The sequence below is a fragment of the Streptomyces sp. NPDC001822 genome (assembly GCF_042892135.1).
Classification (GTDB): Bacteria; Actinomycetota; Actinomycetes; order Streptomycetales; family Streptomycetaceae; genus Streptomyces.
This window is the reverse complement of sequence record NZ_JBIATW010000012.1, coordinates 84,407-98,683: the sequence shown is the minus strand read 5'-3', so window position 1 is coordinate 98,683 and position 14,277 is coordinate 84,407. Positions and strand designations below refer to the sequence as shown.

Sequence of the window (14,277 nt, the reverse complement as noted above, 5' to 3'; positions counted from 1 at the left end):
GCGGCGTACACACACAGCCTTGCGTGACGGACCGCGGACGGACCTGCTCCCGGGTGATCCCCGGTGACACAGGACAGCGGTCCGTGACGAAGACATTTCATGGTTGGTCCCGAGCAACTGGCACGTTCGGCCCGGCCGGATCCGGCGGGGCCTTGACGGTCAGGTCAGCGCGGGCTCCGCCTGGGGTACGTCGATGTCGATGCTGTCGAGCAGCGACTCCTGGTGGTGGGCGGCGGCGTTGAGCGCGTCGTTCTCGTCCTGGATCCGCACGAGCTCGGATTCCAGGTCCTGGACACGCTTCTGAAGCCGTCGCATCTCGGCGAGGAGTCGCGGGTCGGAACCGCCGACGTAACCGAGAAGCGCCTTTGCCATGATGGATGGTCCTCCACACTGAGTGACCGACCGAATGCGGTGTGGGTCGTGGGAATCGCACCCGCGGTGTTCGGCAGTGCTGTGTCCACTGCTGTCCTGCTGTCACCAGCTCTGCCGAACAGCTGAGGTGCGCGGGGTTTTCAGCGTCTCACCAAAAAGTTTGACGGTCAACACGATCACACGCCGACGGCCGGGAGTCCCGGGGGCGCGCGGCCTTTCGATCATGCGGCGCGACTCTCCTGCGGGCACCCGACGGGCTGGGAGATCTTCGTCGAGGGCGCAGCCTTGCACGACAACCGCTTCTTGGCAACCATGCGCAGCCGCCAGGCACTTTCGCAGGTCATTTCGGGTGCGGAGGCCTTCCCGCACTCCCGGTCACGTCCGGCGCCCCGTCGGACACGGAGCGGATCCGCGCCTTTTCCCCGGGCGGCCGTCAGCGGATCGCGAATCCCTCGTATCCACCGCGGGGCGTGTCCCAGATCTCAGTGACTCCGTCGACTCGGCCGGGTGTGTCGTCGGAGCCGAGCCAGTCGAGCAGACGGTGGCAATTCTCACGCGGTCCTTCCGCCACCACCTGCACCCGGCCGTCGTCGAGATTGAGGGCGAAGCCGGTGAGTCCGCCGATCTCCAAGGCATTTGCCCTGGTGAACCAGCGAAACCCTACTTGCTGTACTCGGCCGCGTACCCATACGACGAGGCGCGCATCTGTGTTCATGCCCGAACGCTAACCGGCCAATTGCACAAGGAGCACGGCGCCCCAATCCGCCATGGCGTAAGGTCCCCTCGCAATAGCTCACCCGAACGGGTGAGTTTGATCAAGAATACGGTGACGTCGCGACGACGCCCGGAGCACGAGGAAGGCACAGCGCATGGGACGCCATCGACGCGCAGGCGCAGCCCCCGCCGCTGAGCAGTACGCGGCCGGAGCGGCGGGCGGGACCCGGAGTGCACGCCGTAAGAAGCGAGTACGACGGCCCGTACGCGCCGGGCTCCTCGGAGTCTCGGCGGCCGTGGCCGTCGGCGCCGTCGCCGTCGCCTCCGGCCTCGTGCCCGGCGGCGGCACCTACAGCGTCAGCGGCGGACCGGCCGCGGACCAGGTCCGCTCGGGCGGCGGACCTGACCTGCTGACCCAGGGCGACGCGTCCGCGAAGCCGACGGCCGGGACGTCCGCGCCGGCGTCCGCCGAGGCCGGCAGCAGTGCGGACCGCTCCGGCGCGCCCTCGAAGTCCCCCTCCGCGACGCCGAGCGAGAAGCCCTCGGCGAGCGCCTCGAAGCGGGCGGCGAAGACGCCGGCGCGGACGAAGGCCCCCGCGCCGAGGAAGAGCGCCTCGTCCGGGCCCGCCACCAAGACCCCCACCCCCACGAAGACCCCGTCGGCCGCACCGACGCGTACGGCCACCGCACCGGCCGGCTCCGCCACCGTCTCCGCGCAGGCGGCGGTGCTCGCGCTGGTCAACGAGGAGCGTGCGAAGGTCGGCTGCAGCCCGGTCACCAGGAGTGCGTCGCTGACCGCGCTCGCCCAGGACTTCAGCGAGGACATGGCGGCCCGGGACTTCTTCGCCCACACGGACCCGGACGGGGCGACCCCGTGGGACCGCGCCGCGGCCGCCGGTGTCGAGGGGCTCGGCGGCGAGAACATCGCCCGCGGCCAGGCCGACGCGCAGGCCGTGATGGACGCCTGGATGGACAGCGAAGGCCACCGCGCGAACATTCTCAACTGCGACTACACGACGCTCGGCGTCGGCGTGCACTTCGGCCCCGGCGGCCCCTGGTGGACGCAGGACTTCGGCTTCTGACCGACGCCTGCGCACCCGCGGGACCGTGAGCGCGCCCGCCCCCGACGCACGGGGGCGGGCGCGCTCGTCGTGGTGGCAGCGGCTTGCGCCTGTGCAGCGCTCACCAGGGGTGAGCGCTGCACAGGCGTAAGCTCTCGGGCATGGCTCTGGCAGAGACGGAACACATGCCCGGCGAGGCGTCGCCGTTCGACGTCTTCTCACGGCAGTGCCCCTCGCGCGGGACGCTGGAGCACGTCACGGGCCGCTGGGGCGGGCTGACCCTGGGCGCGCTGTACGAGAGCGGGGCCCGCTTCAACGAGCTGCGCCGCCGGATCGACGGGGTCAGCGAGAAAATGCTCTCCCTGACGCTCCAGGCGCTGGAACGCGACGGTCTGGTGCACCGGGAGGCCCAGCTCACCAATCCGCCTCGCGTCGACTACGAACTGACGGCCCTGGGTCGTGAGGTCGCGAACCGGCTGCTGGACCTCATCGAGCTCGTCGAGGGCCGGATGCCCGAGGTCATCGAGGCCCGGGACCGCTACGACGCGGCGCGCGGCGCCTGAGGCTCCGCCGGCCCGGCTCTCAGATCCGCGGCGGGCGCTGGCAGCGGGGACAGAAGTAGCTGGACCGGTTCATCCAGGGGCGGCGGCGGATCGGCGTGCCGCACCGGTGGCAGGGTTCGTCCTCGCGCCCGTACGCGTCCAGTGACCGGTCGAAGTAGCCGGACTGTCCGTTCACGTTGACGTAGAGACTGTCGAAGCTGGTCCCGCCCTGGTCCAGTGCCTCCCGCATCACCTCACGGATGTGGGTGAGCAGCTCCGCCGTCCTGGGCCGGGTCAGGGTGGCCGTCGGGCGCTCGTAGTGGAGCCGGCTGCGCCAGAGCGCCTCGTCGGCGTAGATGTTGCCGACCCCGCTGATCAGGGACTGGTCGAGCAGGGCACGCTTGACCGTCGTACGCCGAAGACGCAGCGCCACGTGGAAGGCCGTGTCGTCGAAGGCCGGGTCGAGGGGGTCGCGGGCGATGTGCGCGATCACGTCGGGCAGCCCGTCGGGGGTGTTCTCGTGCACCGAAAGCCCGCCGAAGGTCCGCTGGTCCACGAAGCGCAGCTCGGTGCCGAGGTCGTCGTCGAAGCCGATCCGGATCCGCAGGTGCTTCTCGTCCGCAGCGCCGGTGGGCTGCACGAGGAGCTGGCCGCTCATGCCGAGGTGGCCGAGCATGGACGAGTCCGCTCCGTCGAGAGGGACCCAGAGGTACTTCCCGCGCCGCATCGCCGTGCCGAAGCGCAGGCCCCCGAGCCGCGCGGCGAAGTCCGCCCCGCCCGCGAGGTGCCGGCGGACCGCACGCGGGTGCAGGACCTCGACCTCGCTCACGGTGCGGCCGGAGACCCAGCGTTCCAGACCGCGCCGTACGACTTCGACCTCGGGCAGTTCGGGCACGGCGGGCACTCCTTCGGGGGACGGGACGGCGAAAACCCCCCGGTGCACGTGGCACCGAGGGGCTTACGGACGGACTCAGGCCGGAGCGGCGTCCGAACGGGGCGGGTCGGCAGGGGTGTCGGCGACCCCTCCGTCGGCAGCGGCCTTCGCCGCTGCCTCCCGCGCTTCCGCGGCGGCGCTGATCTCGCGCCAGGCGGACTCGGCCGCCTGCTGCTCCGCTTCCTTCTTGCTACGGCCGGTGCCGGTGCCGTACGAGACACCACCGACGCGAGCAGCAGCAGTGAAGGTCTTCTCGTGATCGGGTCCGGTCTCCGTGACGAGGTACTCGGGGACTCCGAGGCTCTCGCTCGCGGTGAGTTCCTGGAGACTGGTCTTCCAGTCCAGGCCGGCTCCGAGGCTCGAAGACCTGTCGATCAGCGGGTCGAAGAGCCGGTGCACCAGCTCCGAGGCCGCGCCGAGGCCCTGGTCGAGATAGACGGCGCCGATCACCGCTTCAAGGGTGTCGGCGAGGATGGAAGCCTTGTCCCGGCCCCCCGTGCCCTCTTCACCGCGGCCGAGCCGGATGAAGGAGCCGAGTTCGAGGCCGCGGCCCACTTCCGCAAGTGCACGCGAGTTGACCACCGCGGCCCGCAACTTGGCCAGCTGGCCTTCGGGCAGGTCGGGGTGGGTCCGGTACAGCGTGTCCGTGACCACCAGGCCGAGCACGGAATCCCCGAGGAATTCCAGCCGCTCGTTGGTGGGCAGACCGCCGTTCTCGTATGCGTACGAACGATGGGTCAGCGCACGCACCAGAAGGGCGGACTCGAGGTGATACCCGAGCCGCCCTTCCAGAAGCGTGTGGGACGAGGCTGAGTTGATGTTGTCTGCCTGCTTCTTGGCGCTGGACAACTCAGACATCGGGCCTCTCACCAGCCGCTCAGACCTCGAGGACCTGGCGCTTGTTGTAGGTGCCGCAGCTCGGGCACGCAATGTGCTGGAGCTTCGGCTCCTGGCAACGCTCGCACGAAACCAGAGTGGGGACCGCAGCCTTCCACTGCGACCGGCGGTGGCGCGTGTTGCTGCGCGACATCTTCCGCTTCGGAACAGCCACGGCTACTTCTCCTGCTTCTCGTCGACGCCAGGTTCGGCGCCGCCCATGTTGTCCTTCTCGCCGTCCTGAACGGTCTCGGCGAGTCCTTGCAGTGCCGCCCAACGGATGTCGGCGACGTCGTGGTGATGGTCCGGATTCTCGTCCAGCCTGATCCCGCATTCGGAACACAGACCGGCACAGGTCTCCTTGCACACCGGCTGCAGCGGCAGTGCGAGCACCACCGCGTCACGCAGCACAGGCTCGAGGTCGAACGAGTCGTCCTCGAGGAAAAACCTGTCCTCGTCGTCCTCGGCGTCGTCGACCGGGTCCGCGTTCCTGCTGCGGTTCCGGTCATCGGCGTCAGGGTACGAGAACATCTCCTGGAAGTCCGCTTCGACCTCGAGGGTCAGCGGCTCCAGACACCTTACGCACTCCCCTTCGGCCGTCGCACGGGCGGTGCCCGTGACGAGCACCCCTTCCATGACCGATTCGAGGCGGACGTCCAGCGCCAGGGGCGCGTTCTCCGGAACCCCGATGACCCCGTCGATGCCGAGGTCCTTCGGTGCTTCCGCCGTGCGGGTCAGCCGCTTCATGGCACCAGGACGCCGGCCCAGCTCGCGCGTATCGAACACGAGAGGGCTGCGGTGGTCGAGGTGGCCGTTCAGGGCTTTTCCTGCTTTCGAGATCATGTGCGTGGTGCGGCTTCGGGTGGGCCACCCCTGTCCGGACGGAAAGAGGGCAGCCGGGATCGCGGACATAGGCGCGACCGAACAGCCAGGATACTGGACGTACCGCCCAGCTCCCAATCCGGTACGGCCCGCTCCGGTCAGCGGCCCTGCTCGTAGCGGCGCAGCTGGTCCAGGTCGATCATGCTCGTGTCGAACAGGCTGGTCTCGTCGAGCGCGCTCTCGCCCTGCTGCCCGGGCGCCTGGCCCTGCTGGGACCAGCCGTAGTCCTGCTGCTGGTGCGGGTCGTACGCCTGCTGCTGGTAGGCGTACGGGTCGGCCTGCTGCTGCGGATAGCCGTAGCCGTCCTGAGGCTGCTGCTGGTCCTGGAAGCCGTACTGCGCGTACTGCGGCTCGGCTCCGGGCTGGGCGGGGAAGCCCGCCTGTGCGGGGTCCTGGTAGCCCGCCACCGGCGCGTAGTCCGGCTGGACGGGTTCCGCGTAGGGCTGGTGGACGGGCTCGGCGTAGTCCGGCTGCTGGGGGATCTGCCGCGGCTCGGGGGTGGCGAGTTCCGCGAGGCCCGCCCAGTGGTCCTCGTCGCTGGTGTGCTGCCGGCCGCCCGCGGCGTCCTGGGCGGCCATGTGCGCGCCGAGGTCGTCCGTGGCGACCCGGCCGTGCAGCTTCTGCCGGCCCCGGCCGACGGCTTCCAGCGTCTTGGCGAGCACGGCCTCGAAGGCACCGAGCTTGGTGTCCACGTAGTCGTCCGCGCGCCGCCTGAGCGTCTCGGGGTCCGCGCTGCGCTCGGGGGCCTCGGCGAAGTCGGGGTCCTGGTAGCCCTGCTCGTCGAGACCCTCGCCGCGTCCGAGGAGCTTCTCCCGGCCCCGGTCCACGGAGCCGATGGTCTTGGTGAGGACGACCTCGAAGTTGGCGAGCTTGCTGTCGACGTACTCGTCGGCCTCCGCGCGGACCTCGTCGGCCTCCCTGCGGGCCTCGGACAGGATCCGGTCGGCCTCCGCCTGGGAACGCTGGGCCACCTCCGTACCCGAGATCAGCGAGCCGCGCTCGGCGTGGGCGGACTCGATGATCCGGTCGGCCTCCTGCCGGGCCTGTTCCACCAGCTGCTCGCGGCCGCCGATGAGCTCCTGGGCGTGCGCGAGCGAGCCGGGCAGCGCCTCGCGCACCTCCTCCAGCAGCGCGAGCAGCTCGGCCCGGTTGACCACGCAGGACGCCGACATGGGCATGGACCGGGCGCTGCCGACCGTTTCGACGATCTCGTCGAGCTTCTTCTGCACGTCCACCGTGTGCTCGCCACTCTCTGCCGCTGTTGGAGACGGACGGGACGACTGTACGGCCAGTCGCCTCCCGTCCGACACCTGGTGACGGACGGTCAGCGCATCACTTCTCGCCGAGACGCTCCGTGAGAGCGCGGTGGACGGTGGGCGGCAGCAGGTGCGCCACGTCGCCGCCCCAGGTGGCGACCTCCTTGACCAGGGAGGACGACAGGAAGCTGTAGGTCGGGTTGGTCGGCACGAACAGCGTCTCGACGCCGGAGAGGCCGTTGTTCATCTGGGCCATCTGCAGCTCGTAGTCGAAGTCGCTGACCGCCCGCAGCCCCTTCACGATGGCGGGGATGTCGCGCTGCTTGCAGAAGTCGACGAGCAGCCCGTGGAAGGACTCGACCTCGACGTTGCCGAAGTCGGCCGTAACCTCGCGGATCATCTCGATGCGCTCGTCGACCGTGAACAGGCCCTTCTTGGACTGGTTGATCATCACGGCGACGTGCACGACGTCGTACAGCTTCGAGGCTCGACCGATGATGTCGAGATGTCCGTTGGTGATGGGGTCGAACGACCCCGGACAGACGGCGCGGCGCAACGTGGTTCCCTCGCTCTCCGGTGCGGTCATCGTGCGTCTTCGCACGTAGAGGCGGCGCGACCGTACCAAAGCGTGGCCTCGCCGTAGCGGCGGGACCGTAGCGGCTCGAAACCGTCGGGCCAGCCGAATTCGCCGCCTCTCGTGCTCCGTTCCACCGTGACGAGGGCGTCGCCCGTGAGCCAGCCCTGGGCACGGAGTGTGAGCAGGATCTCCCGAAGATCGTCGTCGGTGACGGCGTACGGCGGGTCGAGGAACACCACGTCGTACGGCTCCGAGGGCGCGGGCCCCGCGACGACCTGTTCCGCCCGCCCCGCACGGAACTCCGCACCGGGCAGACCGAGGGTCCGGATGTTGTCGCGGACGGTGCGCGCGGCCTTGGCGTCCGCCTCCACGAGCAGCGCGTGGACGGCGCCGCGGGAGAGGGCTTCCAGGCCCACCGCACCGGAGCCGGCGTACAGGTCGGCCAGCCGGATGCCGTCGAGGGTGCCGAGGAGCGCCGCCCAGGTGGAGAACAGGCCCTCGCGCGCACGGTCGGATGTGGGGCGGGTGCCGGTGCCGGGCGGGACGGCCAGGCGGCGTCCGCCGGCCGTGCCGGCGATCACGCGGGTCATGGGTGTCTGGTCCTCGGGTCGCGGGCGGCGCACAGGACGGGACGTGCGCCGTGCTCCCCACGATATGGCGTCCCGGGGTTTCCGCCCGGTCACCCCCGTCACCCCTTGTCGAGGTACTCCTCCCTGTCCTTGTCCAGCAGCGCGTCCAGCGCGATGCGCAGCTCGGGGAGCCGGTCGAGGTCCGGGTCGTCCGCGACGACCCGCACGGCCTCCTCACGGGCCGCCGCGATGACCTCCTCGTCGTCGATGACGCTGAGCACCCGCAGGGAGGACCGGACGCCGGACTGGGCCTGGCCGAGGACGTCGCCCTCCCGGCGCTGTTCGAGGTCGATGCGGGACAGCTCGAAGCCGTCGAGGGTCGCGGCGACCGCGGAGAGTCTGGCCCGGGCGGGGCTCGCCTCGTGGGCCTCGCTGACCAGCAGGCAGAGGCCGGGGGCGCTGCCGCGGCCGACGCGGCCCCTGAGCTGGTGCAGCTGGGACACCCCGAAGCGGTCGGCGTCCATGATCACCATCGCGGTGGCGTTGGGGACGTTCACCCCGACCTCGATGACCGTGGTGGCGACGAGGACGTCGGCCTGGCCGGCGGCGAAGCGACGCATGACGTCGTCCTTGTCGTCGGGCTGCATCCTGCCGTGGAGGATCTCGACGCGCAGGCCGCTCAGCGGGCCCCTGGCGAGCTGTGCGGCGATGTCCAGCACGGCGAGCGGCGGACGCTTCTCCGGGTCGTCGGCGGGGGGCTTCCCGGCGGCCTTGCCCTTCTTCTCCGCCGCCTCGTCCGCGTCGTCGCCGATGCGGGGGCAGACGACGTAGGCCTGGTGGCCGTTCGCGACCTCCTCGCGGACCCGTTCCCAGGCGCGGTCGAGGAAGTGGGGCTTGTCCTTGGCGGGCACGACGTGGCTGGCGATCGGGGAGCGTCCGGCCGGCAACTGGTCGAGCACGGAGGTCTCCAGGTCGCCGAAGACCGTCATCGCGACCGTGCGCGGAATGGGGGTGGCGGTCATGACGAGCAGGTGCGGGGGCTGCTTGCCCTTGGAGCGCAGGGCGTCGCGCTGCTCCACCCCGAACCGGTGCTGCTCGTCCACGACGACCAGGCCGAGGTCGTGGAACTTGACCTTGTCCTCGATCAGCGCGTGGGTGCCGATGACCAGTCCCGCCTCGCCCGTGACCAGGTCGAGGAGTGCCTGACGGCGGGCGGCCGTGCCCATGGATCCGGTCAGCAGGACGACCTTGGTGCCGAGGTCGGAGCCGCCCAGCATGCCTCCTTCGGCCAGCTCGCCCATCATCTCGGTGATCGACCGGTGGTGCTGCTGGGCGAGCACTTCGGTGGGGGCGAGCATCGCGGCCTGGCCGCCCGCGTCGACGACCCGGAGCATGGCGCGCAGCGCGACCAGTGTCTTGCCCGAGCCGACCTCGCCCTGGAGCAGCCGGTGCATCGGGTGTTCCGTCGCCAGGTCGTCGAAGATCTCCTCGGTGACCTTCTGCTGGCCCTCGGTGAGGGTGAAGGGGAGCGTGGCGTCGAAGGCGTCGAGGACCCCCGCGGACACGGGCTTCCTGGCCACCGCCGGAAGCTGGGTGTCGGCGTACCTGCGGCGGGCGAGGGCGACCTGGAGGACGAAGGCCTCGTCCCAGCGCAGCCGGTCACGCGCGGCGGCGATGTCCGCCTTGGTCTGCGGCCGGTGGATCCTGAGCAGCGCCTCGGGGAGCGGGACGAAGCCCCGTCCCTCGCGCAGCGGGAGGGGCAGCGGGTCGACGGCCTCCCGCGCGCTGGGCAGGACGGTGTCGACGGCTTTGGCGATCCGCCAGGAGTCGAGCTGCTTGCAGGCGGGGTAGATCGGCAGCAGCCGGCCGGCGAAGGCGTCGACGGCCTCGGTCACGTCCTCCTCGTCGCCGTCCTGCGCGTCGAGGAGCTGGTACGTGGGGTGGGCGAGCTGCATCTTCCGGTTGAAGACGGAGGCCTTGCCCGCGAACATGGCGCGCCGCCCGGGCAGCAGCTCCTTGTGGGGCTTGTGGACGCCGTGCCCGAAGAAGACCAGCTGGAGCCTGCCGCTGCCGTCGGTGAGGGTCACTTCGAGCCGCTTGCCCCGGCCGTTGTTGAACATCATGATCCGCGCGTCGGCGACCTGGGCGACGACCGTGACGTGCTCGTCCAGCGGGAGGTCCGTGAGCGCCGTGAGCCGGCCGCGCTCCTCGTACCGTCGCGGGTAGTGGTGGAGGAGGTCACCGACCGTGTGCAGGCCGAGGTGTTCGGCCATCACCTTCGCGGTGGCTCCGCCGAGCAGCTTCTTCAGGGGTTCATCGAAAGCGGACACGCGGTCCATTGCACACCACGGCACCGACAGATGTCGCCGGGCACGGCGCGGGGCACGGTGTCACTCGACGCCGATGAGCAGGGGCGCGGTCTGGTGGCCGCCCCGGTAGACGACGGTGTCGACGGCCAGGTAGCCCTCGCGCACGTACGCGCTCAGGGCGTCGGCGAGGCTGTCGGGGACGTCCTCCCCCAGGACCAGGGTGACGAGTTCGCCGCCGGCCGACAGCATCCGGTCGAGGACGGTGCGGGCGGTCGCGGGCACGTCCTCGCCGATGACGGCGACGTCCCCGTCGATCAGCCCGAGGATGTCGCCGGCCTGGCAGATCCCCGCCATCGTCCACGACTGGCGCTCGGCGACGGCCAGTTCGGCGTACCGGGTGGCACCGGCCGCCGCGGTCATGGCGACGACGTCCTCGTCGAAGCCGCGCCCCGGTTCGTGGACGGCGAGGGCGGCGATCCCCTGGACGGCCGCGCGCGTGGGGACCACGGCGACGCGGATGCCTTCGGTCCTGGCCTGTTCGGCGGCCGCCGCCGCCGTGTGCCGCAGTTGCGCGTCGTTGGGCAGCAGGACGACCTCGCGCGCGTGGGCCCGGCGGATCGCGTCGACCAGTTCGCCGCTGGCGGGCGGCTCGCCGGGGCGGGCCAGGACGGTGGTCGCACCGGCGTCGGCGCACAGGCCGGAGAGTCCGTCGCCGGGGACGACCAGGACGACCGCGCGCTGGACCGGTTCGCGGTGGGCACGGATCCGGTCGGCGGCGAAGTGCGTGATCCGGATGCGGTAGGGCCGCCCCGCCTCGACACCGGCCTCGACGGCCGCCCCGGCGTCGTCGACGTGGACGTGGACGTTCCACAGGCCGTCGCCGCCGACGACGACGAGTGAGTCCCCGAGGGCGTCCAGCCGGCTCCGCAGCACGGTCACGGCCTCGTCGGTGGCCTCCAGCAGGTAGATGACCTCGAAGGCGGGGCCGCCGTCCGGGTCCGCGTCGCCGCAGTCCCCCGTCTGCGGCAGCGACACGGGACCGGGAGGTGCGGTGCGCTCCGCGGGGCGGCCGCCGGCCGCTTCCAGCAGGGCTCCGAGCACGGCGACCAAGCCCTGTCCGCCCGCGTCCACGACACCGGCGCGTCCGAGGGCGGCCAGCTGTCCGGGGGTGGCGGCCAGGGCGGCGAGGGCGCCTCCGTACGCCGCGTCGAGCACGTCCGTCAGGCCCGCACCGGCAGGCGCCGCCGCGGCCGCCCCCGCGGCGGCGGTGGCGACGGTCAGCACCGTGCCCTCGACGGGATGGGCGACGGCCTTGCGCGCCGCGGCGGCGGCCTCCGCGAGGGCGGTCCGCAGGTGAGGTGCGTCACCCGCCTCGGCCAGCACTCCGGCCATGCCGCGCAGCAACTGCGCCAGGATGGTGCCGGAGTTTCCCCGGGCGCCGATCAGCGCCCCGTGCGCCATGGCCCGGACGACGTCGGCGGGGGCGGGGAGGGTGGAACCCGTCTCGTGGGCGGCGAACACCGCCTCGACCGCCGCAGCCGCCGATTCCACGGTGAGGTACAGGTTGGTGCCCGTGTCCCCGTCGGCGACCGGGTAGACGTTGATGGCGTCGATCGCCGACCGCTCCCGGCCCAGGGCCTCCAGCGCCAGCGAGCACCAGGTGCGCACCGCGACGGCGTCCAGAACGTCGTGGGACTGCGGCACCGTTGGTCCTCCTTGGGGCGGCCGTGGGGGGCTGGCTGAACCGCAGAGTAGTCCTCGCCCGCAGGTCCGGCGGGCACAGGTGCGGGGAGGAGGGCCGGGGAACCCGTGGTAGTTTCGTATCTCCGACGCAGCCGTTGTATGCTGCTTCGGTTGCCCGACGAAAGTCGGGACATTCCTCCGGTACCGCCACTTCAGTAAAATGATTCCGGCGCGCCGGAATTCACTGTAAGTGCATCTGAAGTCTTTGGAGTGACCCGTGGCTGCCAACTGCGACGTTTGCGGCAAGGGGCCGAGCTTCGGCAACAGCATTTCGCACTCGCACCGCCGTACGTCCCGTCGCTGGAATCCCAACATCCAGCGCGTGCGTGCCGTGGTCGGTCGGACGCCGAAGCGGCTCAACGTCTGCACCTCGTGCATCAAGGCCGGCAAGGTCGCGCGCTGACGTCCCCGTCGTAGCGCAGCCTTCCGGTTGCCCAAAAAGCCGGTCCATCTCGGTGGACCGGCTTTTTGCTGTCCTTCACCGTGCGGGCCGTCGCGCCCCGCCCCTCAGCGCGCGCGGCGCAGCGCCCAGCCGTGATCGACGGGGCCGATGCCGCCGCCCAGCGCGAAGCCGGCCCGTATCGCGCCGGTGACGTACTCCTTCGCGCCCCTCACTGCCGTCGGCACGTCCTGGCCGCGGGCGAGCCCGCACGCGATGGCGGAGGCGAGGGTGCAGCCGGTGCCGTGGGTGTGCCGGTTGTCGTGCCTCGGTGCGCGCAGCCAGTGCTCGTCCGTGCCGTCGGTCAGCAGGTCGACGGCCTCGCCGGGCAGATGGCCGCCCTTGATGACGACCCAGCGCGGCCCGTAGGACAGGAGCTCCGCCGCGGCCCGCAGCATCCCGGCCTCGTCGGTGACCGTGATGCCGGTGAGCTGGGCCACCTCGTCGAGGTTGGGGGTGGCGACGGTGGCGACGGGCAGCAGTCTGGTGCGCACGGACGCGAGGGCCTCGGTGGCGAGCAGGGCGTCACCGTGCTTGGAGACCCCGACGGGGTCGACGACGACGGGGGCCCGGGTGCCGGCGACGAGTTCCGCGACGGTCTCGACGAGTGCGGCGGACGCCAGCATGCCCGTCTTCACGGCCTGGACGCCGATGTCGTCGACGACGCTCCGGTACTGGGCGCGCACGGCGTCCACCGGGAGTTCCCAGGCGCCCTGCACGCCCAGCGAGTTCTGGGCGGTCACGGCGGTGAGCACGCTCATCCCGTGGGTGCCGAGGGCGAGCATCGTCTTCAGATCGGCCTGGATGCCCGCACCGCCGCCGGAGTCGGATCCGGCGACGGTGAGGACACGGGGCGGTACGGCGGCGGGTGCTGTCATGCCCCGGAATCTACTGGGCGTCCTCGATGGACCCGAAATGGTCCCAGCCGCCCTTGCTGGTCCAGGGGGCTCCGTCGACCGTGACCTGAGGCAGCGCCGACGGGTTGAGGACCTCGCCGATCACCTTCCAGCGGGCGGGGAGCTTCACGTCGGCGGGGAACGTCGCCACGATCGCGTGGTCCTCTCCCCCGGTGAGCACCCACTGCAGGGGGTCGACCCCGACGGCCTGCCCGATGTCGGACATCTGGGAGGGGATGTCGATCAGCCCCGAGCGCAGGTCGATGCGGACCTTGCTGGCCTCGGCGATGTGCCCGAGGTCCGCGACGAGGCCGTCGCTCACGTCCGTCATGGCCGTGGCGCCCAGCCCGGCCGCCGCCGGTCCCGCGTGGTACGGCGGTTCGGGGCGCCGGTGCGCCTCGACGAAGGCGCGGGGCGAGCGGAACCCGCGGGAGAGCACGGCGAATCCGGCGGCGGACCAGCCGAGCCAGCCGGTGACGGCGACGACGTCGCCGGGACGGGCTCCGGCACGGGTGACGGGCTCGTGGTTGCGCAGGTCACCGAGCGCGGTGATGGCGACGGTGATGGTGTCACCGCCGACGACGTCACCCCCGACCACGGCCGCACCGGCGACCTGGCACTCGTCGCGCAGCCCGTCCATCAGCTCGGCGGCCCAGGTGACCGGGAGGTCGGCGGGCACGACGAGGCCGAGCAGCAGCGCGGTGGGCACGGCGCCCATGGCCGCGATGTCGGCGAGGTTCTGGGCGGCCGCCTTGCGGCCGACGTCGTACGCGGTGGACCAGTCGCGGCGGAAGTGCCGCCCTTCCAGCAGGATGTCCGTACTGGCCACGACCCTGCGGTCGGGAGCGGCCACGACCGCGGCGTCGTCGCCGGGTCCCAGCCGTACCGCCGGAGTGGTGGTGAGCCGGGAAGTGAGCTCTCTGATGAGCCCGAACTCCCCCAACTCGCCCACGGTTCCCTTCACCGAGTCTCACCTCTCATGTATCGCACCGGACACGTGTCCGGGCTGGTTCAGCGGCCGGGGGTCCGGGCCGTGGACGAACGGCCCGGGGGCACCGGTGGCCCCGGGTCGTGCGGGCATCACCGTCCCCCTTCCGCCCCGGTGGG

The 14,277-nt window shown here is 71.5% G+C and carries 16 protein-coding genes; 3 read left to right on the top strand and 13 right to left on the bottom strand.

What is annotated here, in order from left to right; translation table 11 throughout:
* Nucleotides 1–159 precede the first annotated feature (159 nt).
* Together ACFYY2_RS25640 and ACFYY2_RS25635 are read right to left on the bottom strand one after the other, a co-directional pair.
* A complete protein-coding gene (locus tag ACFYY2_RS25640; RefSeq protein WP_203182693.1) occupies nt 160–372 on the bottom strand; it encodes a hypothetical protein in 213 nt (70 codons plus the stop codon).
* A 433-nt stretch (nt 373–805) separates the two neighbouring features.
* Nucleotides 806–1,087: an acylphosphatase gene (locus ACFYY2_RS25635; RefSeq protein ID WP_329040901.1), complete on the bottom strand. Its 282-nt coding sequence runs from the start codon at nt 1,085–1,087 to the stop codon at nt 806–808.
* Between the two features lie 154 nt (nt 1,088–1,241).
* On the opposite strand from ACFYY2_RS25635, the gene ACFYY2_RS25630 reads away from it, so the two are divergent.
* Both ACFYY2_RS25630 and ACFYY2_RS25625 read left to right on the top strand, forming a co-directional pair.
* On the top strand, nt 1,242–2,168 hold the full coding sequence (locus ACFYY2_RS25630) for a CAP domain-containing protein (RefSeq protein WP_388746820.1): 927 nt from the start codon (nt 1,242–1,244) through the stop codon (nt 2,166–2,168).
* Between the two features lie 140 nt (nt 2,169–2,308).
* Nucleotides 2,309–2,710 carry a winged helix-turn-helix transcriptional regulator gene (locus ACFYY2_RS25625; protein ID WP_388746817.1) on the top strand — a complete coding sequence of 134 codons (402 nt, stop codon included), beginning with the start codon at nt 2,309–2,311 and terminating at the stop codon, nt 2,708–2,710.
* Between the two features lie 19 nt (nt 2,711–2,729).
* On the opposite strand, the gene mutM is transcribed toward ACFYY2_RS25625, so the two are convergent.
* From mutM to ACFYY2_RS25580, 9 genes are all read right to left on the bottom strand, one after another.
* Nucleotides 2,730–3,584, bottom strand: a complete 855-nt coding sequence (mutM, locus tag ACFYY2_RS25620) for a bifunctional DNA-formamidopyrimidine glycosylase/DNA-(apurinic or apyrimidinic site) lyase (RefSeq protein ID WP_388746814.1) — start codon at nt 3,582–3,584, stop codon at nt 2,730–2,732.
* 75 nt (nt 3,585–3,659) lie between these two features.
* Nucleotides 3,660–4,481: a ribonuclease III gene (gene rnc, locus ACFYY2_RS25615; RefSeq protein WP_388746811.1), complete on the bottom strand. Its 822-nt coding sequence runs from the start codon at nt 4,479–4,481 to the stop codon at nt 3,660–3,662.
* Nucleotides 4,482–4,500: 19 nt separating this feature from the next.
* The gene (gene rpmF / locus ACFYY2_RS25610) at nt 4,501–4,674 is read right to left on the bottom strand and encodes a 50S ribosomal protein L32 (RefSeq protein WP_003965982.1); all 174 of its coding nucleotides are present in this window, start codon (nt 4,672–4,674) and stop codon (nt 4,501–4,503) included.
* A 2-nt stretch (nt 4,675–4,676) separates the two neighbouring features.
* The gene (locus tag ACFYY2_RS25605) at nt 4,677–5,342 is read right to left on the bottom strand and encodes a YceD family protein (RefSeq protein WP_388746808.1); all 666 of its coding nucleotides are present in this window, start codon (nt 5,340–5,342) and stop codon (nt 4,677–4,679) included.
* Between the two features lie 137 nt (nt 5,343–5,479).
* Complete coding sequence (locus ACFYY2_RS25600) at nt 5,480–6,616, bottom strand: cell division initiation protein (RefSeq protein ID WP_388746805.1); 1,137 nt, start codon at nt 6,614–6,616, stop codon at nt 5,480–5,482.
* Between the two features lie 97 nt (nt 6,617–6,713).
* Nucleotides 6,714–7,193, bottom strand: a complete 480-nt coding sequence (gene coaD, locus ACFYY2_RS25595; RefSeq protein ID WP_327122219.1) for a pantetheine-phosphate adenylyltransferase — start codon at nt 7,191–7,193, stop codon at nt 6,714–6,716.
* Between the two features lie 26 nt (nt 7,194–7,219).
* Nucleotides 7,220–7,804 carry a 16S rRNA (guanine(966)-N(2))-methyltransferase RsmD gene (gene rsmD, locus ACFYY2_RS25590; RefSeq protein WP_388746802.1) on the bottom strand — a complete coding sequence of 195 codons (585 nt, stop codon included), beginning with the start codon at nt 7,802–7,804 and terminating at the stop codon, nt 7,220–7,222.
* Nucleotides 7,805–7,902: 98 nt separating this feature from the next.
* Nucleotides 7,903–10,122 carry an ATP-dependent DNA helicase RecG gene (recG, locus tag ACFYY2_RS25585; protein WP_388746799.1) on the bottom strand — a complete coding sequence of 740 codons (2,220 nt, stop codon included), beginning with the start codon at nt 10,120–10,122 and terminating at the stop codon, nt 7,903–7,905.
* Nucleotides 10,123–10,173: 51 nt separating this feature from the next.
* The gene (locus ACFYY2_RS25580; RefSeq protein ID WP_388746796.1) at nt 10,174–11,796 is read right to left on the bottom strand and encodes a DAK2 domain-containing protein; all 1,623 of its coding nucleotides are present in this window, start codon (nt 11,794–11,796) and stop codon (nt 10,174–10,176) included.
* Between the two features lie 256 nt (nt 11,797–12,052).
* On the opposite strand from ACFYY2_RS25580, the gene rpmB reads away from it, so the two are divergent.
* Nucleotides 12,053–12,238, top strand: coding sequence for a 50S ribosomal protein L28 (gene rpmB / locus ACFYY2_RS25575; protein ID WP_003965989.1), 186 nt, complete (start codon nt 12,053–12,055; stop codon nt 12,236–12,238).
* A gap of 104 nt (nt 12,239–12,342) precedes the next feature.
* On the opposite strand, the gene thiD is transcribed toward rpmB, so the two are convergent.
* Together thiD and ACFYY2_RS25565 are read right to left on the bottom strand one after the other, a co-directional pair.
* Nucleotides 12,343–13,152, bottom strand: coding sequence for a bifunctional hydroxymethylpyrimidine kinase/phosphomethylpyrimidine kinase (gene thiD / locus ACFYY2_RS25570; protein WP_388746793.1), 810 nt, complete (start codon nt 13,150–13,152; stop codon nt 12,343–12,345).
* 10 nt (nt 13,153–13,162) lie between these two features.
* The gene (locus tag ACFYY2_RS25565; protein WP_362931441.1) at nt 13,163–14,134 is read right to left on the bottom strand and encodes a thiamine-phosphate kinase; all 972 of its coding nucleotides are present in this window, start codon (nt 14,132–14,134) and stop codon (nt 13,163–13,165) included.
* Nucleotides 14,135–14,277 lie beyond the last annotated feature (143 nt).

Bases quoted from the DNA above. Each gene is read 5' to 3' on its own strand.
- ACFYY2_RS25635 (WP_329040901.1), bottom strand. From the start codon at position 1,087: ATGAACACAGATGCGCGCCTCGTCGTATGGGTACGCGGCCGAGTACAG.
- ACFYY2_RS25640 (WP_203182693.1), bottom strand. From the start codon at position 372: ATGGCAAAGGCGCTTCTCGGTTACGTCGGCGGTTCCGACCCGCGACTC.
- ACFYY2_RS25625 (WP_388746817.1), top strand. From the start codon at position 2,309: ATGGCTCTGGCAGAGACGGAACACATGCCCGGCGAGGCGTCGCCGTTC.
- ACFYY2_RS25605 (WP_388746808.1), bottom strand. From the start codon at position 5,342: ATGATCTCGAAAGCAGGAAAAGCCCTGAACGGCCACCTCGACCACCGC.
- rnc (WP_388746811.1), bottom strand. From the start codon at position 4,481: ATGTCTGAGTTGTCCAGCGCCAAGAAGCAGGCAGACAACATCAACTCA.
- ACFYY2_RS25630 (WP_388746820.1), top strand. From the start codon at position 1,242: ATGGGACGCCATCGACGCGCAGGCGCAGCCCCCGCCGCTGAGCAGTAC.
- rsmD (WP_388746802.1), bottom strand. From the start codon at position 7,804: ATGACCCGCGTGATCGCCGGCACGGCCGGCGGACGCCGCCTGGCCGTC.
- recG (WP_388746799.1), bottom strand. From the start codon at position 10,122: ATGGACCGCGTGTCCGCTTTCGATGAACCCCTGAAGAAGCTGCTCGGC.
- thiD (WP_388746793.1), bottom strand. From the start codon at position 13,152: ATGACAGCACCCGCCGCCGTACCGCCCCGTGTCCTCACCGTCGCCGGA.